The sequence below is a fragment of the Streptomyces sp. NPDC001732 genome (assembly GCF_053596315.1).
Genome location: NZ_JBSFFY010000007.1, coordinates 21,983 through 46,134 on the forward strand (window position 1 = coordinate 21,983; position 24,152 = coordinate 46,134).

A 24,152-nucleotide genomic window follows, 5' to 3' on the forward strand; every position below is an offset into this window, starting at 1 on the left:
GGAAACCAGGGGAGACGATCGGACCATGACCAGCGAAACCGAGCAGGACGTGCGCTCCGGGCGTGACGCGGAGGCCGTGTCGCGGTTCGTGGAGCGGTTCGCGTCCGAGATGACCGAGGCCGGGATGCAGCGGATGGCGTCCCGGGTGTTCGCCGCCCTCCTCGCGGACGACGACGGTTCCATGACCTCCGCCGAGCTCGCCGTGGCGCTGCAGATCAGCCCGGCGGCCGTGTCCGGCGCGATCAACTACCTCACGCAGGTCAGCATGGTCGGCCGCGAGCGCGAGCCGGGCTCGCGCCGCGACCGTTACCGCCTGCACGACGAGGTCTGGTACACCACCTTCGCTCACCGCGACCGGGTGCTGACCCGCTGGGAGAGCACCCTCAAGGAAGGCGTCCGCATCCTGGGCGAGGACACCCCGGCCGGTGCCCGCCTCGCCGAGACGGTGGCGTTCTTCGAGTTCATACAGGCGGAGCTGAGCGAGATGATGGGCCGCTGGCACGAGCACCGCAAGACGCTCCGCCTCCCGGCCCGCGACGGACACGCCCACGCCTGACCGCGCGGGCGGCGAGCGCCGTCAGGAGGCGGCCCGGGGCGACCGGTGGCCGGCGGAAGGGCCCGCGCCACCGGGAGCGGCGCCCCGTGTCCACGCCGCCGGTTCCCCCGTGACGGCGCCGCCCCTCGGGGACTGCGGCGGATGCGGGGCCGGGCGGGTGCGGAGGGCGTCGACCTGCGGACGGGTCACCACGGAACGGGCCCGAGGGCCGCGTACCGGACCCGCCCAGACCAGTTCCGTGCCGCCCGGTGGGGCCAGCACTCCTCCGGTGCGCGCGTCGCCGCACCACCACAGCACCCCGGCGGGGTCGTTGAGCAGGGCGAACCGTGATGGTGTGGTGAACGGCGTCAGCGGCAGCAGTTCACCCGGTGCGGGGCCGCCCAGCACCACGACGGCACCGGTCGTCCCGCGCGGCAGGACGACCGAGGCGCGGGCCGTCCACGGCCGCGTGCCCAGCAGACGGCGCATCCGTCGGGCCCGGAGCCGCACCACGCCCCCGGCCAGCAGCGAAACCGCACCGAGTGGGCCGATCGTCGGAAGCGAGGACAGGAAGAACCCGCCGGCGAACCCGGCGAGGAGCGGCCACAGCAACAGCCCCGCCGCCCCGGCCACCGCCCAGCGCCGGGCCGATTTCCGGTACCGCTCCAGCGCGTGCGCCGTCCCCGGCAGATCCAGTGCTGTCGGCGCCGCCGGCCCCGTCCCCGGCAACTCCGGCGCGACCGGCGCCGCCCGAACCGTCCCCGGCCCGGATACCGCCCCGCCCGGCCCGGATACCGCCCCGCCCGAGCCGGATACCGCGCCCGAGTCCGGGACGACCTCCGCAGCCGAATCCGCTCCAACAGCAGAATCCGGGCCGGGCCTCTCGTCCGATCCCGCCCCAACAGGCGAATCCGGACCAGTCCCCTCGTCCGATCCCGCCCCAACGGCCGAACCCGGGTCGGTCCTCTCGTCGGAACCTGCCCCAACGGCCGAATCCGGACCCGGACCCGGTCCCGCGCCAGTGCCCGCCCCGGGTCTCCCCGTGTCGCTCGAATCGTCCGGCATCCCCGGCCCCGCCCTTCGGTCCCGTCCCGTGCCCGGAGGCTATCCCTCGGCCGTGGCCGGCAGCATCAGGCCCCAGGCCCCCGGCCGTACCGTCCAGGTCCTCGTCCGGACCGGGCCGCCGATCTGTGTGTCCGCCCGGTAGCGGAAGTCCACGCCCGAGACCGTGACCGCCTTCGCCTCCGTCGTCACCGGGGCGGCGGCCGGAGGGCGGATCACCACCTCGGCGAGGCCGCCCGCACAGCCCCGCGAGGTCACGGTCACCGATTCCACCGGACGGTCCAGATCGTTCAGCAGGACGCCGTCGGCCTCGATCCGCAGCCGGTGCGTGGGCGGTGGCGGCCCGGCGGGTGCCGGTGGGGCGGGGCGCACCAGGGTGCGGACCAGGGAACGGCAGGTGTCCCAGACCGCCGTGGCTCCCGTACGGGCCACCACCGCGCCGGGCAACGCGCCCAGGGCCGGGATGTGCAGTGCGCCCAGGACCACGCCGTCGCTGTCGTCGACCAGCAGGTCGAGCCTGCGCACGGCACCGTCCAGCGCGGTGCGCGCCGCCGCCACCGCGCCCCGGGGCACGCCGAGCGAATGGGCGAGTTCCAGCGCGGTCGCGGCGCCGACCGGGATCAGCGAGAGGGCGTTCCCGGCCGGTTCCCGCTCCCGGTGCAGCAGGGCCACCGCCCGCCGCAGCGCCCGGTCGTCGCCGACCACCACCGGCCGCCGACTGCCCCGGCGGGACAGGGCCCGCGCGAATTCCTCGGGCCCGTCCGGCAGGCAGATCTTGGCGTGCGAACCGGCGCTCAGCACGTCCTTCGCGATACGGACGGACTCGCCGTCGGTCCGGCGGGCGACCGGGTCGATGACCACCAGCAGCTGGTGCGCACCGTCGCCGGGGGGCTGGGCAGCCGACACCTCGGTCCTTCCTCGGGTAGCATCTTGGTGCAAGAGCCCCTTGCGCTATTGCGCCAGGGGCTTCGTCTATTCCGGGGCACCCGGTTCGACGGTTCAGGCCTTGTCGTACATCGTCGTACGGCATGTACGGCGTTTACGTACGCCCCCTGACCTTGGACATGCCCCGCCCGGAAGGGGTGTACGCCTGTGCCCGCACTTGTGCTGCTCGGTGCTCAGTGGGGTGACGAGGGCAAGGGAAAGGCCACCGACCTCCTCGGTGGATCCGTGGACTATGTGGTGCGTTACCAGGGCGGCAACAACGCCGGCCACACGGTGGTCGTCGGCGACCAGAAGTACGCACTGCATCTCCTCCCCTCCGGAATCCTTTCGCCGGGATGTACCCCGGTCATCGGAAACGGTGTCGTCGTCGACCCGGCCGTCCTGCTCTCCGAGCTGAGTGGGCTGAACGAGCGCGGCGTGGACACGTCCAAGCTGCTGATCAGCGGTAACGCCCATTTGATCACCCCGTACAACGTCACCGTCGACAAGGTGACGGAACGGTTCCTCGGGAAGCGCAAGATCGGTACGACCGGTCGTGGCATCGGTCCGACGTACGCCGACAAGATCAACCGCGTGGGCATCCGCGTCCAGGACCTCTACGACGAGTCGATCCTGGCGCAGAAGGTCGAGGCGGCCCTGGAGCAGAAGAACCAGCTCCTGGCCAAGGCCTTCAACCGGCGGGCGATCGAGCCCGGCAAGATCGTCGAGGAGATGCTCCAGTACGCGGAGCAGATCAAGCCGTACGTCGCCGACACGACGCTCGTCCTGAACAACGCCATCGATGAGGGCAAGGTCGTCCTCTTCGAGGGCGGACAGGGCACGCTGCTCGACGTGGACCACGGCACGTACCCCTTCGTCACCTCCTCGAACCCGACCGCGGGCGGTGCCTGCACCGGTGCCGGTGTGGGTCCGACGAAGATCACCCGGGTCATCGGCATCCTCAAGGCGTACACCACCCGCGTCGGCGCCGGTCCGTTCCCGACGGAGCTGTTCGACGAGGACGGCGAGGCGCTGCGCCGGATCGGCGGCGAGCGCGGTGTCACCACCGGCCGCGACCGCCGCTGCGGCTGGTTCGACGCGGTGATCGCGCGGTACGCGACCCGGGTCAACGGTCTCACCGACTTCTTCCTCACCAAGCTGGACGTGCTGACCGGCTGGGAGCAGATCCCGGTGTGCGTCGCGTACGAGATCGACGGCAAGCGCGTCGAGGAACTCCCGTACAGCCAGACCGACTTCCACCACGCGAAGCCGGTCTACGAGATGCTGCCGGGCTGGTCCGAGGACATCACGAAGGCCAAGACCTTCGGTGACCTGCCGAAGAACGCGCAGGCGTACGTGAAGGCGCTGGAGGACATGTCCGGCGCCCCGATCTCGGCGATCGGCGTCGGCCCCGGCCGCACCGAGACCATCGAGATCAACTCCTTCCTCTAGGGACTCCCGCCGGGAGCTGCGCGGCGGTGGCCGACCGGACGCCACGTGTCGACCGCCGCCGCGCACCCGCATACGCGGGCCGGATGGTGTGACTAGTCTGTCCGCCATGAAGGAGCCAGGATGCTGCTGAGATTCCGGGTGGCGAACGTTCGGTCCCTGCGCGACGAGCAGGAGCTGTCATTCGTAGCACCCGAGGACAGCGAGAGAGAGCGGGCCGCGGCGCGTGAACTGGCCCTTTCGGACGGCAGTCGGCTTCCTGTCCACACCGTCGTCGCTGTCTTCGGAGCCAACGCCTCTGGCAAGTCCAATGTGATTGCCGCGCTCAAGAACATGCGCCATGCGGTCCTGAGGTCCTACGCCGACTGGACGTCCTACGACGGGATTCCCCGTGACGAGTTCGCCCTGGATCCCAAGGCCGCGTCGGAGACGTCCCTGTACGAGGCGGACTTCGTCCTCGCTGACGGTGTCCGCTGGACGTACGGGTTCGAACTGGGTGCACGGCGGGTCGAGGCGGAATGGCTCTATGCCTATCCCAAGGGCCGTCGGCAGGTGTGGTTCGACCGGGACGCCGGACGTGACAAGGTCTTCGACTTCCCCGGGGACCGGCTCCATGACCGCACACGACTGGCCCGTACCACCAGGCAGGACGCCCTTCTCCTGACGCGTGCCGCGAATGACGGTCATGAGCAGCTCACCCCGGTCTTCGACTGGTTCAAGAACAACCTCTGGGACGTCACTCCCGAGACCGAGCGCACCCAGCGCGAGGACTACACGGCCATGAAGCTCCTGCGGAGCGAGGACTTCCGACGGCGGGCCGAGGAACTGCTGCGGGTCGCCGACCTCGGCATCGTGGGGGTGGAGGTCGAGCAGTCGTCATCCGGGCGCCCTCTGGTACAGCTGATCCATGCGGGCGGTGGCGAGCGGACGGCGATGGACTGGTCTTCCGAGTCCTGGGGCACCCGCTCCTGGTTCGCGTTGATCGGTCCGCTCCTGCTCGCCCTGGACACGGGTGCGGTCCTCCTCATCGACGAACTGGACGCCAGCCTGCACTCGCGCTTCGCAGCAGAGGTCGTACGCCTCTTCCAGGCTCCGTGGGTGAATCCCAAGGGGGCCCAGCTGGTCTTCACCGGTCACGATCCCTCCCTGCTGCGGACACCGGGAGGCGGCCGGCTCCTGGAACCGGGGCAGCTGTGGCTCACCGAGAAGGACGAGCGCGGTGCGACGGAGCTGTCGTCGGTCGCGGACTGGGATCCCACGGATGAGGAAGACCTGATGGCCTCGTACCTCGCGGGGTCCTTCGGCGCGGTGCCCAAGGTCTCCGAGGGACAGATCGGGCGACGGCTGGTGCGGACGGACGACTTGGCGCGGATGGAGGCGGAAGAGGTCTGATGGCGAGGCCAAGGGGAGGGGACAGCGTTTCCCGCAAGAAGGGTGGCGCCAAGGGCCGCACGAACCGCGCACGCCAGGTGTACATCTTCACCGAGGGCGAGGTGACCGAGCCCGAGTACATCGACATCATTGTGAAAAAGGGCACCCCGGCCACGCCGGGCCGCAGCGTCGATCACCACTTCGAGAACGAGAACGCCGTAGGCAAGCACCGTAAGCCGTACGCGATGGTCAAGGACGCCGTCCGCACGTTGCGCAAGGTCGAGCGGGAGGCCAGGGACGCCGGGCTGAAGACCGGAGACTGGAACTATCCTCAGGTGTGGGTGCTCTTCGACCGCGACGATCACCTGAACATCCGCGAGGCCAGGCAGCTCGCGGACAAGGAAGGCGTCAAGGTCGCCTATTCGCATCCCTGCTTCGAACTCTGGCGGCTTCTGCACTACACGAACTACACGAGCAGCTTCGGTGGTGTCTGCGGCGATGCCAACAGTCGGCTGCGTTCCCGCCCCGGCTTCGCGGCGACGTACGGACGTCAGGTCCGCACCGTCTCCGAGCAGCAGTCGAAGCACATGCGTGAGGAACAGGTGCTCAGCAAGGACGGGCAGCGATACGCCGACGCCAAGAAGTACGCAAAGGCGATCAACAATCGCGTCGAAGCGACCAACCCGGAGAAGTGGGATCCGTACACCGACGTCTGGAACTTCGTCGAGGAGGGACTTCTCCTCAGCGGCTACTAGGCTGCGTCGGCGTACGTCCGCGATCGGCCGGGTCCGCCACCTGCCACCCGTCGCCGTCATTCCGTCATCACCAGCACCACACCACCAGGGAGTCCGTCCGTGGCCAAGCTCACGCTCGATCAACTGGAGCGCCACCTCTTCGCCGCGGCGGACATCCTGCGCGGCACCATGGACGCCGCCGAGTACCGAGACTTCCTGCTGGTGCTGCTGTTCCTGAAGCGGGCGAACGACGAGTTCGACGCCGCCCGCGACCGGATCATCGCCCAGGAGATGGCGCAGGGCGCGTCCAGGGAAGAGGCCGAGGAGGAGGCGGACGAGCCCTCCCACTACACGCGCGACCGGATCATCTATGTCCCGGAGCAGGCCCGCTGGTCCCGGCTGGCCGGCGCGGTGGACGACGTGGCCACGAGCTATCTCCAGCCCGCGCTCGACGCCCTGGAGGGCCATCAGGGCAACGAGCGGCTCCGCGGCTTGTTCGGCCATGTCAACTTCAACCGGATCGGCGGGGGCGGCGGTACCGGAACATCGGCGGCCAAGCTCGCGGACAAGCGGCTCGCCGCACTCATCGGCCACTTCGGGAGCCTGCGGCTGCGGGGCGAGGACTTCGAGTTCCCGGACGTCATCGGCGCCGCGTACGAATACCTGCTGAAGGACTTCGCGGACTCGGCGGGCGCCAAGGGCGGCGAGTTCTACACCCCGCGTGCGGTCGTGCGGATGATGGTCGAACTGGCCCGGCCGCAGGCCAACCAGCATGTCTACGACCCGTGCGTCGGCTCCGGCGGAATGCTCATCCACACCAAGGAGTACATCGAGGAGCACGGCGGCGACACCGAGGACCTGGCTCTGGCCGGGCAGGACGCCAACAACGGTTCGTGGGTGATGGCCACGATGAACATGCTGTTCCACGGCGCCAGCGACTTCGACCTGAGGACCGGGGACACGCTCACCAACCCGTTGCACATCGACAAGTCCTACGACGTGGTGCTCAGCAACCCGCCGTTCTCCATGGACTACAAGGCGGAGGATCTGCCCGACCTCGACGGCCGTATGAAGTACGGCTACACGTCGGAGAAGGGCAAGGCGGACCTGATGTTCCTCCAGCACATGCTGTACATGGTGGAGGGGCGGGGCGGCTCCGTCTTCACCGTGATGCCGCACGGCGTGCTGTTCCGCAGTGGTGCGGAGGGCGACATCCGGACCCGGCTCATCGAGGACGACCTGCTGGAGGCCGTGATCGGCCTGCCGTCCAACATCTTCTACGGCACCGGCATCCCCGCCTGCGTGTTGGTGCTGCGGGCGAGAGGGAAGAAGCACCCGGACCGGCAGGGCAAGGTCCTGTTCATCAACGCCGACCGTGAGTTCCACTCCGAGCGGGCGCAGAACGTGCTGCTGCCGGAGCACGTGGAGAAGATCGTCTCCACGTTCCACGACGAGGTGGGCGACGGTTCGGGCGTACCGCGGTTCGCCCGCTGGGTGGAGCGGGCCGAGCTGAAGAAGAACGCGTACAACCTCAACATCCGTCGTTACGTCGACAACACTCCGCCGCCCGAGCCGCAGGACGTCCGCGCGCACCTGTCGGGCGGGGTGCCGAAGTCGGAGATCGCGGCGGAGGAGAAGGCGAAGCTGCTGGCGGCGTACCAGGTCCGGGTCACCGATCTGTTCGCCGATCGGGGTCCCGATTCCGCGTACGTCGACTTCCTGCCCGAGGACCGGCGACCGGACGCCGAGCGGCTGACCGCCCTGGCCGAGGGCCGGGAGCGGGAGCTGTGGGACGCGTTCGACAAGTGGTGGGCCGTGGAGACGGAGCAGATCGCGTCCCTGGCGCCCTACGAGGACGACGACCGTACGGAGTTCGAGAAGCGGTCCCAGCTCGCCCGGCTGCGCGCCGACCTGATCGACTCGTTCCGCAAGCTGCTGCTCAACGTGGATCTGCTGGACCGGTACGCGCTCGCGGGAGCGGTCGCCGGATGGTGGCAGGACGCCAGGAACGAGCTGAAGGCCCTGGCCGGCAACGGCTTCAAGGGCGTCGTCGAGGGCTGGGTCGACACGGTCGAGGCGATGCTGGAACCGGAGCCGAACCCCTGGACCGGCGGCGCGCGCAAGCGCTCGGGCGCGGAGCGGCGCCAGGCGTACGGCCACAAGGTCGTGGCCCGGATCGCCCCGGACTTCCTGCGTGAACTGGCCGAGGCGGACGCGCTCAAGGCCGGACTGGACGCGAAGGTCAAGGCGGCCGAGGAAGCGGAGGCCGCGCGAGCCGCCGCCGCGGCGGGCGTGGCGGAGAACGACGGCGAGGCGTCCGGGGACACAGAGCCCGGGGCCCTTGATCCGGCGGTGGCGGAGGCGCTGCTCAGCGAAGCGGATCTGAAGAAGCTGAAGAAGGAACGGACTGCGGCCGGCAAGGCGGTGAAGGCGCTGGAGGAGGCGTTCTACCCGCTGGACGGGATGGGGGGCGCCGCGAAGGCCGGTGCACGTGCCGCTGCCGCGAAGAAGAAGGGCACGGGGAAGGCGGCGCAGCCTGCGGCTGTCGCTGCGGCCGGGCAGACGGCGCTGGACGTGACGGTGACGGCGGCTGTTGCCGACGCCGAGGTGGACGCCGGTGCGGATTCCGGTGCGGAAGAGGAGCGGCCCACGCCCCGTCTGCACGAGGTGCGGGACGCGCTGGACGAGGCGGGCGCGCGCGAGATCGTGCTCGGCATCCTCCGGGAGGACCTGGCGGCGAAACTGGAGGGCCATGTGGTGCGGCGTCGGCGGGAGTTGATCGACGCGTACGCGGGGTGGGAGCGGAAGTACCTGGTGTCGCTGCGGGACATCGAGGCGCGGCGTGAGGCTGCGTCGAAGCGGCTGGAAGGGTTTCTGAAGGAGCTGGGCTATGTCGACTGAACCGGACGAGATCCGCTGGGTTCCCGTGGGGGAGGTTGGTGAGGTGCGGATGGGGAAGCAGCTTTCGCCGGCCAGCAGCCAGGCGGACGGCATGCATGCTCCGTACCTTCGTGTTGCCAACGTGCTTGACGGTTGGATCGACTACTCCGATGTGAAGACGATGAGCTTCAACCCTTTGGAGTGGCAGAAATATGGACTGGAGCCTGGCGATATTTTGCTTAATGAAGGGCAGAGTCTGGAGCTGGTTGGCCGTAGCGCAATTTACGAGGGGCGTCCGGGTAGATATTGCTTTCAGAACACGCTGATCCGATTTCGCTCAGGGTCGAGCGTGATTCCGGAATATGCGATTGAGGTCTTCAGGGCCTGGTTGAGTGACGGGACTTTTGCGTCGATCGCGAAAAAGACTACAAGTATCGCACATCTTGGTGGGGACAGGTTTGCGAACCTGTTGTTTCCGTTGCCTCCGATGGAGGATCAGCGTCGTATCGTTGAAATTATGAATGCGGTGCGTGAGTCTGAGCGGGTTACTGAAGCGGGCATTTCCAAGCTTCGTACGCTCAAATCTTCTTTCGTGGAAGAGAGCGTCGCGGCGATTGGTTGCTGGGCTCCACTAGGTGACCGACTGGACAGGATCGATGCGGGGCATAGTCCTAACCTTCCTGGCACTCCGGCTTCTCCCGGGGAGTGGGGGGTTCTGAAGGTGAGTGCGATTAATCAAATGGGGTTTCGTGCTTCGGAGAATAAGCGAATTATTGATTCAGCCTTGATTGATGAAAGATGTGAAGTTTTTGCGGGGGATTTGATTATTGCTCGCGCGAGCACGGCTGATTTGGTTGGTCGGACGTGTGTAGTGACGGATTCTCCGTTCAGGTTGCTGCTCAGTGATAAGACGCTCCGAATTGTCGAGAATCGAAATCTTGCCAATCGTCGATATGTTGACATCTGTTTTGGGTTGTCTCAGGTGCGCCGGCAGATTGAAGGGTTGTCATCCGGGATTAGTCAAGGTATGCAGAACATCACCCAGGGTGCAATCGAAAGAATCCTCCTTCCTTGGGTTCCGCTTGTTGCGCAGGGCGAGCTTGTTGCTCAGGTGGATGCCATTGAAGACCGAATCCGTGTTGAAGTTTCTGCACTTGAGGGGATCCGTAGCCTTCGAGCGGGATTGATCGGTGCCCTGCTGGGCGGCGTAAGTAAGGCGACCAGTTGAGGCACCTGGCCTGTCACGGGAAGGAGGCATGAGGGAGTGTCCGTCAGGAAGCCATCCACCGAACGTCAGCGGCGTCTTGGTGCTGAGCTCCGCAGGATGCGTGAGCACATCGGGATGACGATCAATGAGGCCGCCGCCCTGCATCGCACCGATCGCACCACGGTCAGCAACACCGAGTCCGCGCGTTCTGGTGTCAGCAGCGACCGTGTGCGGGTGTGGGCGAACAACTACCGTTGCCCGGACGCCCGATACGTCGACGCGCTTGAGGCGATGGCTCGGGAACGCGGGTCCAACTGGTGGGATGAGTACCGAGGTTCGCTGCCCGCAAGTCTCCTGGACATTGCCGAGATGGAGCATCACGCGACGATGCTTCGGTCGGCCCAGATCATGCACATTCCGGGCATGCTTCAGCTGCCCGACTACATGCGTGGAATCTTTGCGGAAGCACTGCCCGTCATGACCCCCGCGGATCTGGAGCGCCACGTTGAGTTTCGAGTGCGGCGCTCCGCGCTCCTCGACCGCGCTGATCCTCCGTCGTGTGAGTTCCTCATTCACGAGTCCGCGTTGAGGATGCGGTTCGGTGACCGCAACGTACTGCGCAGGCAGCTTGAGTACTTGCTGGAGCAGTCCGACCGGCCCAACATCACCATCCGCGTCGTACCGTTCGATGCGGGAGGGTTCGCGAACGCGGGGAGTTCGACGCTGTACGCGTGTGGTCCAGTGCCCGCGCTGGACACGGTTCAGATCGATGTCCCCACTGGCGTGACCTTCCTGCATGCGGAGACCTACCTCGTGAACTACCGGGCGGTTCTTGACCGCATGCAAGAACGTGCTGTCGAGCCGGAGGCTTCCGTCGGATTCATCCGGCAGGTGGTGAAAGGGATCTGAAGATTGGAAGCGGTGGAACTTCACTGGCGTAAGGCGTCCTTCTCGGCAGACACGGGAAGCTGCGTCGAGCTGGCTGAGCAGGACGGAGACATCCTCTTGCGCGAAAGCGATGATCCCGAGGTGATCGTCCGGACAACTCGGGCCAAGCTGCGGGCGTTTCTGGCGGGAGCCAAGGCGGGAGAGTTCGACGACTTTGCGTAGGTGATACGGCCGCCGACTTGGCATATGCCACCCCGATCCCGTACGCACAACATGTTGTCTCGCGCTGCATGTGGGGCGTACTGTGGGTGTCGCGTCGCTGACACGGTGTGATGATTGCCGGTTGGTTGACGCAAAGTGCCCCGGCGGTGTGCGACCACCCCGGGGCATGGCCAACGCCTCAGAGGAGCGTCAGCATGTTCCACCGTATCCGCACCCGCCTGCCACGAACACTCGTGCAGGTGGCTCTGCCCGTCTTGGTGCGCGTCCGGCGCGCCCCCGTTTCCGTGATGCCCGTACCGGCACCGGCCTTCATGCCCCGCGTCGGTCTCGCCACCCCTCCCCAACGTCCTGACGAGTGCGGCCCGTTGGGCCTCGCGCCCCGCACCATCGACCACGAACGCCGCGCCCGACGCACCGCCATGCGGCTCGCCCTCGACGGGCTGGTGGTCGTGGCAGGGGTGGGCCAGGCGCACAGCGTCGGCGGCCTGGTGCTCACGACGGCGAGGGGGGTGGCCTGATGGGTGTGGAGCAGGTACACGTGAGCCGAGTGCCCAGCAAGCCCGTGCGGCGGGAGGCGGACGGGGCGCTCGCCATCGACCTCTGGCTGCGCCGTGACGGGGCCTTCGAGGCCGACGCCGCACTCCGTCTCACCCCCGCCGAGGCCGAGGTTCTGCACGCTCAGCTCTGTTACGCGCTGGACGACGAGACGGCCGCCCTCATCAACCCCGTTTCGGCCAGGCCGGACTGCCGCAAGGGCATCCTCACCACGCGCTGTCAGACCTGAGCGGCTCGCCATCACCTGCCAGGCCCCGCAACGGGTTGCGGGGCCTGGCCGCATGCCCGCCCCTCCTGGCGCACAATGGACCCTTCGCACGGGTTCGCCGGTACGTGGGGAGGGGCACAAGGCATGGCTGCCGAAGTGGTCGAGGGGACGACCGAGCAGGTCGAGGCGGAGTGGCCGCTGCTGGCGCATCTCAAGGCGATGGGATGGCAGCACATCGAGGGCGCCCGGCTGAAGGCCGCGGGCGAGCGCGACGACTTCCGGGACATCCTGCTGGAGCGGCGACTGCGGGCCGCCGTGCGCCGGAACTCCCCGTGGATGACGGGCGACAAGCAGACCGATCCGGCCTTCCTCGCGCTGCGCGCCGCCGCACGGCACGTGTCCGCGCAGTCGCTGCCACAGGCCAACCGTGACGCGACCCAGCTTCTCCTGGACGGCGTCCTGCACTCAGGCCCGGACGAGCGGGACGTGAAGACACGGTTCGTCGACTGGTCGTACGAGGCGCTGGAGGGCACCCGGGAGGAGGTTCTGGCCCGCAACGACTATCTCGTCGTCGATCAGTTGAGGGTCTGTGACGCGGACGGCAAGGCGGCCGTGCTGGACCTCGTGCTCTTCGTGAACGGCATTCCCCTCGTCGTCATCGAGTGCAAGTCCCCGGACGTACGTGACCCATTGGGCAAGGCCATCCGTGACCTGCGCGCCTACACCGGGCGCCCGGTGGACGACGACACCCGCAGCGGAACGGGCGCGCCACGGGGTGTGCCGCACTTGTTCGCACCGGTCCAGTTGCTGGTCGCCGCCGACGGAACGGAAGCCGCTCTCGGCACGTACTCCTCCTCCGAAGAGCACTACGCCCTGTGGCGCAGCATCAGTTCGGACTACGAGAAACCGGAGCATCTCCGGCAGGAACTGCGTGGCTGGGGGCTCCTCGACGCCACGGCCCGCCCAACCCTCCAGCAGCAGCTGACCGCGATCGTCCTCAAGCCGGGCAATCTGCTCAACATCGTCCGGCACTACGTCTTCGAGAAGCCGCTCGGCGACGACAGCGGCACCGGGACGAAGCGGCGGGGCCGGACGGTGGAGCCCCGAACGGCGAAGGTGGTCTGCCGGCACCAGCAGTACCGCGCGACGGAGAAGATCGTCCAGCGGCTGCGTACGCGCCGCAGCCGCGCCTTCACCGGCGGGGACCTCGATATGCGCGGCGGTGTCGTCTGGCACACCCAGGGGGCGGGCAAGAGCTTCACCATGCAGTTCCTCGCCCGGCGGCTGCACGCGAGCCCGGACCCCGCGCTGAACGGCATCACGATCGTCGCGGTCACGGACCGCATCGACCTTCAGCTCCAGCTGCGCAAGGCCGTCGCGCTGAGCGATTCCGAGGTGCGCGAGGCGAAGTCCCGGACGGATCTGGAGAGCCTGTTGGGCCGGGCCGGACGCCCCGGCGGGCGCGCGGTGATCTTCGCGACCATCCAGAAGTTCCTCGGCGATCTGGTCCGCGTCGACGACGGGACGAGTGACACGGCGGGGGGCGAGGAGCGTTCCCTCGACGGGGAGTTCGAAGCCGGCCGGGCGAAGGCCGCGGCGGGTGTGAGCGCACAGGAGGTCGCCGATCCCGTACCGGACGAGGAGACCCTGCGGAAGGCCGCGCGGATCTTCCCCGAGTGCAGCGACTCGGACCGGGTCCTCGTCCTGGTCGACGAGGCCCACCGTTCCCACACCTCCGTTCTCCACGCCTGCCTGCGCAAGGCCCTCCCCAACGCGGCGAGGGTCGGGTTCACCGGCACCCCGCTCATGGAGGGCAGGATCACCGACACCGGGCGCATCTTCGGCCTGGAGCCGAGCAGCACACCGGGTGGGGAACCGGAGTTCCTCGACACGTACCGCATGACCGAGGCGGAACGCGACAAGGTCGTCGTGCCCGTGCGGTACACGGGTCGGGCGACCACCGCCGAGGTGCGGGACAAGGAGCGGCTGGACGAGTGCTTCGAGGACCTGATCGAACCCTTGGAGGAGGCCGAGAGGGCGCGCGTGCGCGCGAAGTACAGCACCCCGTCCAAGCGGGCCGTGGCCGAGTCGCCGCCGCTGATCCGGCGCAAGGCCGCCGACATGCTGGAGCACTACGTCACCGGCCCGCTGACCGGTGGGTTCAAGGCGCAGGTGGCCGTGGTCAGCAGGAAGGCCGCCGTCGTTTACCGCAACGCCTTCCGGGAGGCGCGCACCGCCCTGCTGTTGCGCGTCGCGGAGTTCGACCGGAGCGGGCGGCGGGAGTCGCTCAGGGGAAGGGATCCGGAGACCTACACCCGAGAGGAATCGCTTCTCCTGCGTGCCTGGCAGTTCCAGGAACTGCTGCGGCGCATCGACTTCGTGCCCGTGATCTCGGCAGGCTCGGAACAGAAGTCCGGGAGGTGGAGTGAATGGACCGACGAGAAGAAGCGGCGCGAGCACATCGCCCGATTCCTCCAGCCGTTTCCGCAACTGCCCCCGGACAACCCCTGGGCGTTCACTCCGCCCGCCGAACCGGACCCGGTTCCCGCCGGTTCCGTCGGTGGCATGAACCCCTGGAGCGACCTGGTCTGGGGCGACGAGGCGGCCGATCCGCCGCCCATCGCCGTCCTCATCGTGAAATCCATGCTGCTCACCGGGTTCGACGCCCCCATCGAGCAGGCGCTCTACCTGGACCGGCCGATTCGCGACGCGGAGCTGCTCCAGGCCATCGCCCGCGTCAACCGGCCCGCCCGTCGTAAGACGGAGGGCCTGGTCGTCGACTACTACGGCGTACTGAACGATCTCGCCGTGACCCTGGCCGCCTACCAGGGCAACCCGCGCGCTCTCGACTCGTTGCGCGACATGTCCGACGAACTGCCCGAGCTCGGGAGGACAGCCGCGGAATTCCGCGCGTTCCTGGCGGCGGTGGGCATCGACGCGGACGGCCTCAGGACCAGAGCGGGACTGGCGCAGGCGGTGTTCGAGCTCGGGGACTCCGTACGGCGGGCGGAATTCGACCAGAGGCTCGGAGAGTTCCTGGGCGCGGTGGACCGGACCCTGCCGCATGAGGACGCTCTCGGCTTCCTTCCCGAGGCACGGGAATGGAGTGTGCTCCAGATGCGTGTGCGCCGCCGCTACCGCGACGACACCGGCGGCGGCTTCGTGATGCGCGGATACGGACGCAAGGTACGCGCACTGATCGCCGACCACCTGGAGGCGCAGGAGGTGAACCAGGCCGTTCCGCCCGTGTCGATCCTCGCTCCGGACTTCGACGAGGTCGTGGGCAGGCTTCCGGTGCGTGAGGCGGCGGCCGAACAGATCCAGGGCCTGCGCTACCACCTGGAGGAACGGCAGGCAGTGGAGGACCGGGCGGTGTACCGGCAGCTGTCGGCGGAGCTGGAGCGGGTGCTGGAGGAGTTCGCCGGACGCTGGGACGACATCGTCCGTGAGCTGGGCCCGCTGGTCGAGCGGGCCCGGAAGGCGGAGGAGACCGACCCGGCCGTCGCCGGCCTCACACCCATGGAGCAGCGGCTCCATGTACTGCTCGGGGAGAAGCTGGCGGAGAGCGAGCTGCTCGACGATCCGGAACCGCAGGAACTGCGCAAGGTCGTGGCCGAGGTCTACGGGGAGATCACCGACCGGGTGAGCCTGGCCTCCTTCGGCGGTGAAGCGGCCCACGTGGCGTGGCTGGAGGCCTGCCTGTACACGCGGCTGCGTGAGATCGGATATCGCTACAAAGGCGAGGGGCGCGAGGAGGTGAAGCGGCTCGCCTCGACGCTCGCGGGGTATGCCACGCAGCACCTGGAAGCGTTCCGCTCCGAGGTGCGGAGAGAATAGCCATATGTCCCAGCTTTCCGGTCCGGCGTCCCCTCTCGGCGAGCCCGTGCTCACCGAGGACGGAACGCTGGTCGTCGACGGGCGGGAGCTGAGGGTACGGATCAGCGCCCGTCGTCGGCGTCTGGGCCTGACGGTGGAGCGGGACAGGTCGCTCACCCTGCATGTGCCCAAGGGGTGCGGGGTCCGGCGGGTCGAAGACTTCGTACGCGCCAGCGTCGGCTGGATCGAGGCCAAGGCGCGGCTCAGTGAGGAGCGGCGCCAGCTCCATCCCACGCGCTCCCTAAGCGATGGTGAGATCCACCGGTACCTGGGGCGGGACCACCGGCTTCTCGTCGTCGACACGATGCAGGACGGAGCCCCGGTCCCCGCCGTTCGTCTTGTCGCCGGAAGGCTGCGGCTGGACAGCGCGGTCGCCGCCGATCCGGTTCTCGCACGCAAAGCGATCGCGGACTGGTACAGCCGGGCGGGGCAGCGTTGGGTGCGAGGCCGTCTGCAACCCTGGGCCGCTCGGATGGACGTTCCCGAGCCGAGGGTACGCGTACGGGACCTGGGCCACAGGTGGGGGAGTTACCGGGCCGGCGTGGACGACAACGGTGTGATCTCCCTGCACTGGGCGGTCTTCCAGTTGCCGATACATCTCGTGGATTACGTGGTGGCACACGAACTGGCCCACGTCCGGGTGGCCGGGCACGGCCCCGAGTACTGGCGCCTTCTGGGCAGGGCGCTGCCGGAGTGCCGTCGGCTGAAGACCGAGTTGGACGAACTGGGCCGTCGGGTGTGGATGGGAGACCTCGCCTGAACGGTCCGGCGGCCGACCCGTGTCTTGACAGGTCCAGACCAATACGGCTTGAGTGGCGGGACGTTCCGACGGCCCGCTGAGGTGTTCGGCGTGCCCTTCCGAAGGAGTGAGCAGCGCTGAAACGCATCAAGGGCCTTCTGTCCGTGCTGGGTGCCGTCCTCGCGACGGCCGTGTTCCTCCCCGCCCCCGCCGCGTCCGCCGCGGCCCCGGCCGCCTCCGGGACCGTCCGGTGCGCACCCCTCTGGAACCCCTCCACGGCATACTCGGCGGGCGGCACCGTCTCGCACCACGGCCGCAACTGGACGGCCAGGTGGTGGACCCTGAACGAGAATCCGGGCGCCACGGGCGCCTGGGACGACCGGGGCGCCTGCGCGGGCGGGGTCTCCGACTTCGTCGTCGGCGAGGCGCAGTTCGACGAAATCTTCCCGGACCGCGACCCCTTCTACACGTACCAGGGCCTGATCGACGCCCTGAACGCCTACCCGGGCTTCGCGAACACCGGAACGCCGGCCACGCGGGCCCGGGAGGCGGCGGCCTTCCTGACCCACGCCGACTTCGAGTCGGTCGGGCTGCGGTACGTGAAGGAGATCAACGAGGCCAACTACTGGCGCAAGTGCGACTACGGCCGGCCGTACGGCTGCCCGGCCGGGCGGACCGCGTACTACGGGCGCGGCCCGATCATGTTCAGCTGGAACTTCAACTACAAGACCGCCGGTGACGCCCTCGGCCTCGACCTCCTCCACAACCCCTGGCTGGTCGAGCAGGATCCGTCCGTCGCCTGGCGGACGGCGCTCTGGTACTGGAACACCCAGAACGGCCCCGGCACGATGACCTCGCACGAGGCGATGGTCGGCGGTGCGGGCTTCGGCGAGACGATCCGTTCGCTCAACGGCGCCCTGGAGTGCGACGGCGGCAATCCCGAATCGGTCGCGGCCCGGGTCGCCAAGTACGAGCGGATCACCGGCGTCCTCGGTGTGGCGCCGGGTTCCCGGCTGGGCTGCTGACCTGCTGACTCCTCCTCAGCGGGCGGTGTTGGAAGGGGAGTTCGCGAACCCGTTCCGTCGCCCGGGGCGCGGCGTGCGGCGGTTTCGGAAGAATATTCGGGGCTGGTCTAGACCTTGACAGGTCCAGACCATCGACGCTTGAGTGACGGTCAACCACCCCCCCATGGCGGCGCACCGCCCAGCCCGGTGCGCCGCACCGAAGGAGTGATCACATGGTCAGGCGTGTCATGGGTCTGCTGGCCGCGCTCGGTGCGCTCGTCGCGATGCTCGTCGTCCTTCCCGCCTCCACCGCCGCCGCGGCGGAGTGCGCGGCCCCCTGGAACTCCTCGTCCGTCTACACGGGCGGCAAGTCGGCCTCCCACAACGGCCACAACTGGACCGCCAAGTGGTGGACCCAGAACGAGACCCCCGGCAGCTCCGACGTCTGGGCGGACCAGGGCAGTTGCGGTGGCGGCGGTACGGACCCGGGCGAGCCGAACCCGTCCGGCTTCGTCGTCAGCGAGGCCCAGTTCAACCAGATGTTCCCGAACCGGAATTCCTTCTACACGTACCAGGGCCTGACCGATGCCCTGAGCGCCTACCCGGGCTTCGCGAACACCGGCAGCGACACCGTCAAGCGCCAGGAGGCGGCGGCGTTCCTCGCCAACGTCAGCCACGAGACGGGCGGCCTGGTGTACGTGGTCGAGCAGAACACGTCCAACTACCCGCACTACTGCGACAGCAGCCAGCCGTACGGCTGCCCGGCCGGTCAGGCCGCGTACTACGGGCGCGGTCCGATCCAGCTCAGCTGGAACTTCAACTACAAGGCCGCCGGTGACGCGCTCGGCATCGACCTGCTGGGCAACCCGTACCTGGTCGAGCAGAACGCCTCGATCGCCTGGCAGACCGGCCTCTGGTACTGGAACACGCAGAACGGCCCCGGCACCATGACGGCCCACCAGGCCATGGTGAACGGCGCCGGCTTCGGCGAGACCATCCGCTCGATCAACGGCACCCTGGAGTGCAACGGCGGCAACCCCGCCCAGGTCCAGAGCCGCATCGACCGCTACAAGGCGTTCACCGCCATCCTCGGCACCACCCCCGGCTCCAACCTGAGCTGCTGACCGACCCCTGCCGGACTCGGCCGATCCCGCCGATCCCGCCCGAGCCGCTGACCCGGCTGACCCGCACCGGCCGTCCCGACGCACGTCGTCGGGGCGGCCGGTGCGGTTTGCCGGGCCGTTCACCCGTCCGTTCCGGCCTCCTCCGCCAGGTCCAGGGCGCGGAAGGCCAGCCACAGGTCGTAGCGGGCGCTCGGCGCCTGGAGCAGGGAGCGCCCGAGCGCCGATTCGAGCCGGGTGAGCCGCTTGCGGACCCCCGGTACGGAGATGCCCAGCGCGTCTGCGGTCGCGGGCGTCCGGGCCTCGCACTCCAGCCAGGTGCGGAGCGTCTCGCGCGGATCGGCGGTGCCCTTGGAACCGTCGGGACCGGTCAGCGGACGCAGCTGCCGGTCCGCCCATTCCCGCATGGCCGTGGTGCGCAGGATGTCGTCCAGGCGATGGGGCGCCGGGGGTTCCGGCCCGTCGGCGGAGGCCGCCGGGGGAGCGGTGGGAGTGGCGTGGACGCGCAGGGCCAGGTCGAGGGCGGCCTGGTCGCCGACCCGGTTCAGATCGAGGCCGAGCAGTTCGCCGATCAGCCGGAGCCGGGCGGCCAGGGTGTTGCGGTGGATCTTCAGGTGCTGGGTCGCGTGCGAGGAGAACGCGAGCCAGGAGGCGAGGGTCGCCGCGAGTTCCTGGCTGCCTGGGTCGTGGCTGCGCCGCGGTACGTGGGTGAGCAACGGGTTCAGCAGGGCCTTCGCCCAACGGGCCCCGGCCTCTCCGACGACCAGGGCGGGCTCCTGCGCCGAGCCGAAGCGGGCGTGCCGGGCGGGCAGCCCGCGGGCCACGGCCAGTGCGTGGAACGCCTGCCGGTACCCGGTCGCGGTGTCGGACAGCGGTACGTCCTCGCTGGCCCCGACCACGCACTCGGCCACCGCGTCGGCGATCCGGGTGCCCAGCCACTGTTCGGCCCCGGCCCCCTTCCCGCCCGTGCCACCGTCCGTGCCCGTGCCACCGCCCGTGTCCGCGTCCGCCGGTACGACGAGGATCACGTGGCGCGAGTACACCGGGCACCGCACGATCCAGGACCGGCCGCCGGACAGCTTCGTGCAGATCCGTGTCACCTCGTCCCGGTCGCCGACCCGGCACTCCACGACGTACACCCGGACGGGGTCGGGCAGCGTGGGCTTCAGTGCCCCGGCCACCTGGCGCGCGATGGACAGCTGACCGGTCATCAGCAGGTGCAGTACCGCCTCCCGGCCCCGGGACTCCGCGAGGTCGATGCGCCGCCGTTTGCGTTCCACCGACTCCGCCGCCCAGGACATGGTCAGCGGCATCGCCACGTCGGAGAGCAGTGTGGGGAGCCCTTCGGGCAGTGGGCGCGGCGCGACCACGACCAGGGTCGGAGCGGTGGAGTCCGGTGGTGCTTCGAGCGGGAACAGCAGCGCGGTGTGCTCCCCCCGGTCGAACGAGAAGGAGTGCGCGTCGAGCCCCGCCACCTCCCGCACGCACTCGCCCGCCAGCACGGCGGCCTCGGCGCCCGTGCCGTCCGTACTCCGGGCCGCGCCGTGCAGGACGGCGCCGTCGTCGTCGAGCAGCCCGGCCCAGCCCGCGGCCCGGCCGGACACCCAGCGCAGGAGCTCCCGGCACCCGCCCGACCGGGCCAGCCGGTACATCCGCAGTACGTCGTCGGCCCGTTCCCGCGTGCCCACGCATCCTCCGCTTCCACCGAAGAACCGGAGTGCAGAGTACCGGTTTGACTGTGCGGGTTGTTACCCAAGACGGCTTACGCAGTGCGAACTGAAGCTTTTGGGGTTCTGGGCCAGCGCCTAGAGTTTCGAACACGGTTGCGGGAAGCCCCTGGGGGAGGAAGTTACGGGGGCAGGGGGGCGACGGCAGCAGTTCACGGGGGTGGCTGCTGCCGTCGGCGGCGACCGTGGTCACCACCCCTCGTTGTCAGTGGCGGCCTCTAGGGTCGGTTCCGATCGCGACCACGATCGGAACCGACTGGGGGAAGAGGCCGCCACATGGACTTCCGCATCGAGCGCAGTGTGCTGACCGACGCAGTGGCGTGGGCGGCCCGGGTGCTGCCCACGCGTTCGCCCGTTCCCGTGCTGGGCGGCCTGTTGCTGGAGACGGCCGACGGCAGACTGCGCATCTCGGGTCTCGACTACGAGGCGTCCGCGTGCATCGAGGTCGGGGCGGAGACGGTACGGGCCGGGAAAGTGCTGGTCATGGGCCGTCGGCTGCTCGATGTGTGCCGGGTGCTGCCCGAGGGGGCCGTGGAGTGCGCGGTCGAGGGTTCGCGGTTCTCGCTGACGGGCGGAGGGGCCCGGTTCGGCCTCTCGGTGCTGCCGTTCGACGACTACCCAGCACTGCCGACGCTGCCGGAAGTGCTGGGTTCCGTGGACGCGGAGGAGTTCGCCGCGGCCGTCTCCCACGTGACGGTGGCGGCGGGCCGGGACGACACGCTGCCGACCCTCACCGGTGTCCGGCTGGCGCTGGACGGCGACACGATGACGCTCGCCGCGACGGACCGCTACCGGTTCGCGGTGCGCACCCTGTCGTGGAAGCCGGACGGGGCCGGGGCCGACGGTGGGGCCGACGTGGTGGTCTCGGCCCGTCGACTGACCGAGATCGCCCGTTCGTTCGGCGGGGGCGGCATGGTCCGGCTGGCGCTGGACGGTGGTTCGGCCGGTTTCGAACTGGCCGGGATGCGGACCACGGTGCGGCTGTTCGACGGCCGACTCCCGCGGCACGACAAGCTGTTCACGATGACCGACGCGGTCACGGCGGTGACGGACCGCGCGCCCCTGGTCGACGCCGTCAAACGCGTCGCCGTGGTCGCGGAGGGCGGCAGTCCGCTCCAACTGTCCTTCTCCGAGGGGTCGGTGCTGCTCCAGGCGGGTTACGAGGACGACGTGGCCTTCCAGCGGCTGCCCGCCGTCCTCGACGGCACCGACGAGCTGACGGTCGCCTTCAACCCCGCGTACCTGATGGACGCCCTGGCCTCGTTCGACGATCCCGTGATCCGGTTCGAGCTGATGGGCCCCGGCCAGCGCGCGATGGTCACCGGCTGGGCCTCCGCGGAGGAAGCGGCGAGGGAGCGGGCGGGGGATGCCGGGGGAGAGGTGTCGCGCCCGTCCCACCGCCATCTGCTGATGTCGGCCAGACCGCTGGTCTGACACGGCTGCCGCCGAGTCGAGCGGCGGCAGCCGTCGGAACGGCTGTGTCAGTCGTCCTTCGTGTACGTGAGCCGCTCGCCGCTGTCGGGGTTCTCGCGGCGCAGGGTGCCGTCCGGAAGCAGGGTCAGCGTGGTGGCCTTTCCCGCGGTGCAGGACGTCATGGGTTCGCCCACCGTGACCGTGGAGGGGCCGACCTCGACGGGGCCGCCCGGAGCCGGTTCGGAGACCAACTCGGCCTGGAAGACGCAGTGGTAGGAGCCGCCGGTGTCGAGCGGGCCGTCCGCGGTGAGGCTGAGGACGGTGTCGCCGACCGCGCCCTGCTGGATGACGAGCTTGCGGGTGGAGTGCCCCGCGGCGTTGTCGATGGAGCCCGACCAGGAACCGAGGTAACCGGACGGAACGGGACCGGCGCCGTTCTTCCCGCCGTCGGTGGGGGTGGGGACCGCGGTGGACGGGCCGTTGGAGCCGGGAGAGCCTGACGAGGTGTCGGTGGGGGACGGGGACTCGGTGGGGGACACCGTGTTCTTCTTCCCCTTCTCGTTCATGAGGGCGTAGACGGAACCACCCGCGCCCATGGCGACGAGCACGGCCACGAGAACGAGCGCCACGGTCGAGCCCCGGCCGCGACGCTCCGGCTCGGGGACGGGCTGCGGGGCGGTGGGGTACTGCGGACCGTACGGGGGCGTCCCGTTCGGGGGCACGGCGCCGAAACCGTACTGCTGCTGCGGCGACGGGGGCTGCGGTTGCGGCTGCGGCTGCGGGTGGCCGTACCCGGGGCTGCCCTGCCGGGGGGCGAAGTCCTGGCCGGGGTGCGGCTGGGCGGGCTGCTGCGGGTAGCCGTACGCGGGGGAGTGGGTCGGTGCGGGCCCGGGAGGCGGGGCCGAGGCCCCGATCACCGTGGGAAGCGTGTGGACGGGGCGGTCCGCAGGAGGCACGGGGGTGGCCGGAGGCGTCGGGGACGCGGCTGCCGCCGCTGCGGCAGCGGCAGCCGGGGGTTCCCGGTCCGGTACGGGCTCGGGCCCGGCCGTGTCCTTGAGGTCCTTGAGGCCCTTGAGATCCTCGGGGCCGTCGGGAGCCTCGGGGTCCTGCGGGTCCTCGGAGTCCAGCAACTCCACGGCATGACGGCCGAGTTGGGCGATGAGTGCGCCGGGGAGCCAGGGCTCGGCGGTGTCGCCGTCGGCCAGGCGCTCCAGGATCGCGTCCGTCGTGGGGCGGGCGCCCGGGTCCTTTCGCAGGCAGTCCCCGATCAGTTCGACGAGGTCCACGGGAACGCCGGTCAGGTCCGGGTCCTCCTGCGCGATCCGGAACAGCTGGGCGTGCACACCGCTGTCGGAGGTGCCGAAGGGGAGTCGGCCGGTCGAGGCGTACGCCAGCACCGAGCCGAGGCAGAAGACGTCGCACGCCGGGGTGACCCGCTCGCCCCGCACCTGCTCGGGCGCCATGAAGCCGGGCGAGCCGATCAGGGCCCCGGTGCGGGTGGCGCCGCCGTCGGTGACGGTGTGCAGGGCCCTGGCTATGCCGAAGTCGATGACGCGCGGCCCGTCGATCGTCAGCAGGACGTTGGAGGGCTTGAGGTCCCGGTGGATGAGCCCGGCGGCGTGGATGTCCTGGAGGGCGTGCGCGAGGCCCGCGCCCAGGATGTGGACCGAGCGTCCGGGCAGGGGGCCGTACGCGCCGGACGGGGTGCCCGGCGCGGGGCGGGACCGGCCGGTTACGGTGGCGTGGAGGGAGGGCCCGGCGACGTAGCCGGTCGCGACCCAGGGCACGTCCGCCTCCGTGTCCGCGTCCAGCACGGGGGCGGTCCAGGCGGAGCCGACCTGGCGGGCGGCCCGCACCTCGTGGCGGAACCGGTCGCGGAACTCCTGCTGGGCGGCCAGCTCGGGGCGGACGAGTTTCACCGCGACCGTGCGGCCGTTCGCCGACCTGGCGAGGAACACCTGGCCCATGCCGCCTTCGCCGAGCCGGGCGAGCAACCGGTACGCGCCGATGGCGCGCGGATCCTGTGGCGTCAGGCTCTGCATGGCGCTGGACGTCCTTCCCCCGGGGTTGAGCTGAAGCGGTGCGCTCGATCATAGGGATCCACGCACGACGCGGGCAGGACGGTTGCGGCTTCGGCCGCCGCTTCGGCCGGGAACGCGAAGGCCGCCGCTTCGGCCGGGAACGCGGACAAGGCCCGTCCCGGGCAGGGCGTGACTTTGCCCGGGGCCTCTCCCGAA

19 protein-coding genes are annotated in these 24,152 nt (G+C 69.6%); 15 read left to right on the forward strand and 4 right to left on the reverse strand.

All coding sequences use genetic code 11. From position 1 onward, the window contains the following. Positions 1–25 precede the first annotated feature (25 nt). Complete coding sequence (locus tag ACWCXX_RS10100) at positions 26–556, forward strand: GbsR/MarR family transcriptional regulator (protein ID WP_451125874.1); 531 nt, start codon at positions 26–28, stop codon at positions 554–556. Between the two features lie 21 nt (positions 557–577). Here the strand turns inward: ACWCXX_RS10100 and ACWCXX_RS10105 are convergent, their stop codons facing one another. Further along, a complete protein-coding gene (locus ACWCXX_RS10105) occupies positions 578–1,264 on the reverse strand; it encodes a hypothetical protein (RefSeq protein WP_451125875.1) in 687 nt (228 codons plus the stop codon). Between the two features lie 375 nt (positions 1,265–1,639). Continuing rightward, complete coding sequence (locus ACWCXX_RS10110; protein ID WP_451125876.1) at positions 1,640–2,503, reverse strand: diacylglycerol kinase; 864 nt, start codon at positions 2,501–2,503, stop codon at positions 1,640–1,642. A 186-nt stretch (positions 2,504–2,689) separates the two neighbouring features. Between ACWCXX_RS10110 and ACWCXX_RS10115 the strand changes: the two genes are divergently transcribed. From ACWCXX_RS10115 to ACWCXX_RS10175, 13 genes are all read left to right on the forward strand, one after another. Then, entirely contained in the window at positions 2,690–3,973 is a 1,284-nt protein-coding gene (locus ACWCXX_RS10115; RefSeq protein WP_451125877.1) for an adenylosuccinate synthase, read from the forward strand. Between the two features lie 120 nt (positions 3,974–4,093). Beyond that, positions 4,094–5,362: an AAA family ATPase gene (locus ACWCXX_RS10120; protein ID WP_451125878.1), complete on the forward strand. Its 1,269-nt coding sequence runs from the start codon at positions 4,094–4,096 to the stop codon at positions 5,360–5,362. Further along, entirely contained in the window at positions 5,362–6,096 is a 735-nt protein-coding gene (locus ACWCXX_RS10125; protein ID WP_451125879.1) for an RloB family protein, read from the forward strand. The genes ACWCXX_RS10120 and ACWCXX_RS10125 overlap by 1 nt, the downstream gene beginning before the upstream one ends. A gap of 99 nt (positions 6,097–6,195) precedes the next feature. Beyond that, positions 6,196–8,976 (forward strand): N-6 DNA methylase, encoded by a 2,781-nt coding sequence (locus tag ACWCXX_RS10130; protein WP_451125880.1) that lies wholly within the window; start codon positions 6,196–6,198, stop codon positions 8,974–8,976. Beyond that, complete coding sequence (locus ACWCXX_RS10135) at positions 8,966–10,183, forward strand: restriction endonuclease subunit S (protein ID WP_451125881.1); 1,218 nt, start codon at positions 8,966–8,968, stop codon at positions 10,181–10,183. The genes ACWCXX_RS10130 and ACWCXX_RS10135 overlap by 11 nt, the downstream gene beginning before the upstream one ends. Before the next feature lie 36 nt (positions 10,184–10,219). Beyond that, entirely contained in the window at positions 10,220–11,071 is an 852-nt protein-coding gene (locus ACWCXX_RS10140) for a Scr1 family TA system antitoxin-like transcriptional regulator (protein WP_451125882.1), read from the forward strand. A 12-nt stretch (positions 11,072–11,083) separates the two neighbouring features. Continuing rightward, positions 11,084–11,272: a DUF397 domain-containing protein gene (locus ACWCXX_RS10145; protein WP_073788226.1), complete on the forward strand. Its 189-nt coding sequence runs from the start codon at positions 11,084–11,086 to the stop codon at positions 11,270–11,272. A 194-nt stretch (positions 11,273–11,466) separates the two neighbouring features. Beyond that, a complete protein-coding gene (locus ACWCXX_RS10150; RefSeq protein ID WP_451125883.1) occupies positions 11,467–11,790 on the forward strand; it encodes a hypothetical protein in 324 nt (107 codons plus the stop codon). 20 nt (positions 11,791–11,810) lie between these two features. Further along, the gene (locus ACWCXX_RS10155) at positions 11,811–12,056 is read left to right on the forward strand and encodes a hypothetical protein (RefSeq protein WP_451125884.1); all 246 of its coding nucleotides are present in this window, start codon (positions 11,811–11,813) and stop codon (positions 12,054–12,056) included. Between the two features lie 123 nt (positions 12,057–12,179). Next, positions 12,180–15,872 carry a type I restriction endonuclease subunit R gene (locus ACWCXX_RS10160; RefSeq protein WP_451125885.1) on the forward strand — a complete coding sequence of 1,231 codons (3,693 nt, stop codon included), beginning with the start codon at positions 12,180–12,182 and terminating at the stop codon, positions 15,870–15,872. 4 nt (positions 15,873–15,876) lie between these two features. Beyond that, complete coding sequence (locus ACWCXX_RS10165; protein WP_451125886.1) at positions 15,877–16,671, forward strand: YgjP family zinc-dependent metalloprotease; 795 nt, start codon at positions 15,877–15,879, stop codon at positions 16,669–16,671. Between the two features lie 146 nt (positions 16,672–16,817). Continuing rightward, entirely contained in the window at positions 16,818–17,675 is an 858-nt protein-coding gene (locus ACWCXX_RS10170; RefSeq protein ID WP_451126026.1) for a glycoside hydrolase family 19 protein, read from the forward strand. A 212-nt stretch (positions 17,676–17,887) separates the two neighbouring features. Further along, positions 17,888–18,778: a glycoside hydrolase family 19 protein gene (locus ACWCXX_RS10175; RefSeq protein ID WP_356931658.1), complete on the forward strand. Its 891-nt coding sequence runs from the start codon at positions 17,888–17,890 to the stop codon at positions 18,776–18,778. 119 nt (positions 18,779–18,897) lie between these two features. On the opposite strand, the gene ACWCXX_RS10180 is transcribed toward ACWCXX_RS10175, so the two are convergent. Continuing rightward, positions 18,898–20,427: a helix-turn-helix domain-containing protein gene (locus ACWCXX_RS10180; RefSeq protein WP_451126027.1), complete on the reverse strand. Its 1,530-nt coding sequence runs from the start codon at positions 20,425–20,427 to the stop codon at positions 18,898–18,900. A gap of 351 nt (positions 20,428–20,778) precedes the next feature. Between ACWCXX_RS10180 and dnaN the strand changes: the two genes are divergently transcribed. After that, on the forward strand, positions 20,779–21,936 hold the full coding sequence (gene dnaN / locus ACWCXX_RS10185) for a DNA polymerase III subunit beta (RefSeq protein WP_451125887.1): 1,158 nt from the start codon (positions 20,779–20,781) through the stop codon (positions 21,934–21,936). 47 nt (positions 21,937–21,983) lie between these two features. Here the strand turns inward: dnaN and ACWCXX_RS10190 are convergent, their stop codons facing one another. Continuing rightward, positions 21,984–23,957, reverse strand: coding sequence for a serine/threonine-protein kinase (locus ACWCXX_RS10190; RefSeq protein ID WP_451125888.1), 1,974 nt, complete (start codon positions 23,955–23,957; stop codon positions 21,984–21,986). Between the last annotated feature and the right edge of the window lie 195 nt (positions 23,958–24,152).

Coding starts and splice junctions, on each gene's coding strand:
- ACWCXX_RS10190 (WP_451125888.1), bottom strand. CDS start 23,957: ATGCAGAGCCTGACGCCACAGGATCCGCGCGCCATCGGCGCGTACCGG.
- ACWCXX_RS10125 (WP_451125879.1), top strand. CDS start 5,362: ATGGCGAGGCCAAGGGGAGGGGACAGCGTTTCCCGCAAGAAGGGTGGC.
- ACWCXX_RS10150 (WP_451125883.1), top strand. CDS start 11,467: ATGTTCCACCGTATCCGCACCCGCCTGCCACGAACACTCGTGCAGGTG.
- ACWCXX_RS10180 (WP_451126027.1), bottom strand. CDS start 20,427: ATGTACCGGCTGGCCCGGTCGGGCGGGTGCCGGGAGCTCCTGCGCTGG.
- ACWCXX_RS10165 (WP_451125886.1), top strand. CDS start 15,877: ATGTCCCAGCTTTCCGGTCCGGCGTCCCCTCTCGGCGAGCCCGTGCTC.
- ACWCXX_RS10135 (WP_451125881.1), top strand. CDS start 8,966: ATGTCGACTGAACCGGACGAGATCCGCTGGGTTCCCGTGGGGGAGGTT.
- dnaN (WP_451125887.1), top strand. CDS start 20,779: ATGGACTTCCGCATCGAGCGCAGTGTGCTGACCGACGCAGTGGCGTGG.
- ACWCXX_RS10160 (WP_451125885.1), top strand. CDS start 12,180: ATGGCTGCCGAAGTGGTCGAGGGGACGACCGAGCAGGTCGAGGCGGAG.
- ACWCXX_RS10120 (WP_451125878.1), top strand. CDS start 4,094: ATGCTGCTGAGATTCCGGGTGGCGAACGTTCGGTCCCTGCGCGACGAG.
- ACWCXX_RS10175 (WP_356931658.1), top strand. CDS start 17,888: ATGGTCAGGCGTGTCATGGGTCTGCTGGCCGCGCTCGGTGCGCTCGTC.
- ACWCXX_RS10100 (WP_451125874.1), top strand. CDS start 26: ATGACCAGCGAAACCGAGCAGGACGTGCGCTCCGGGCGTGACGCGGAG.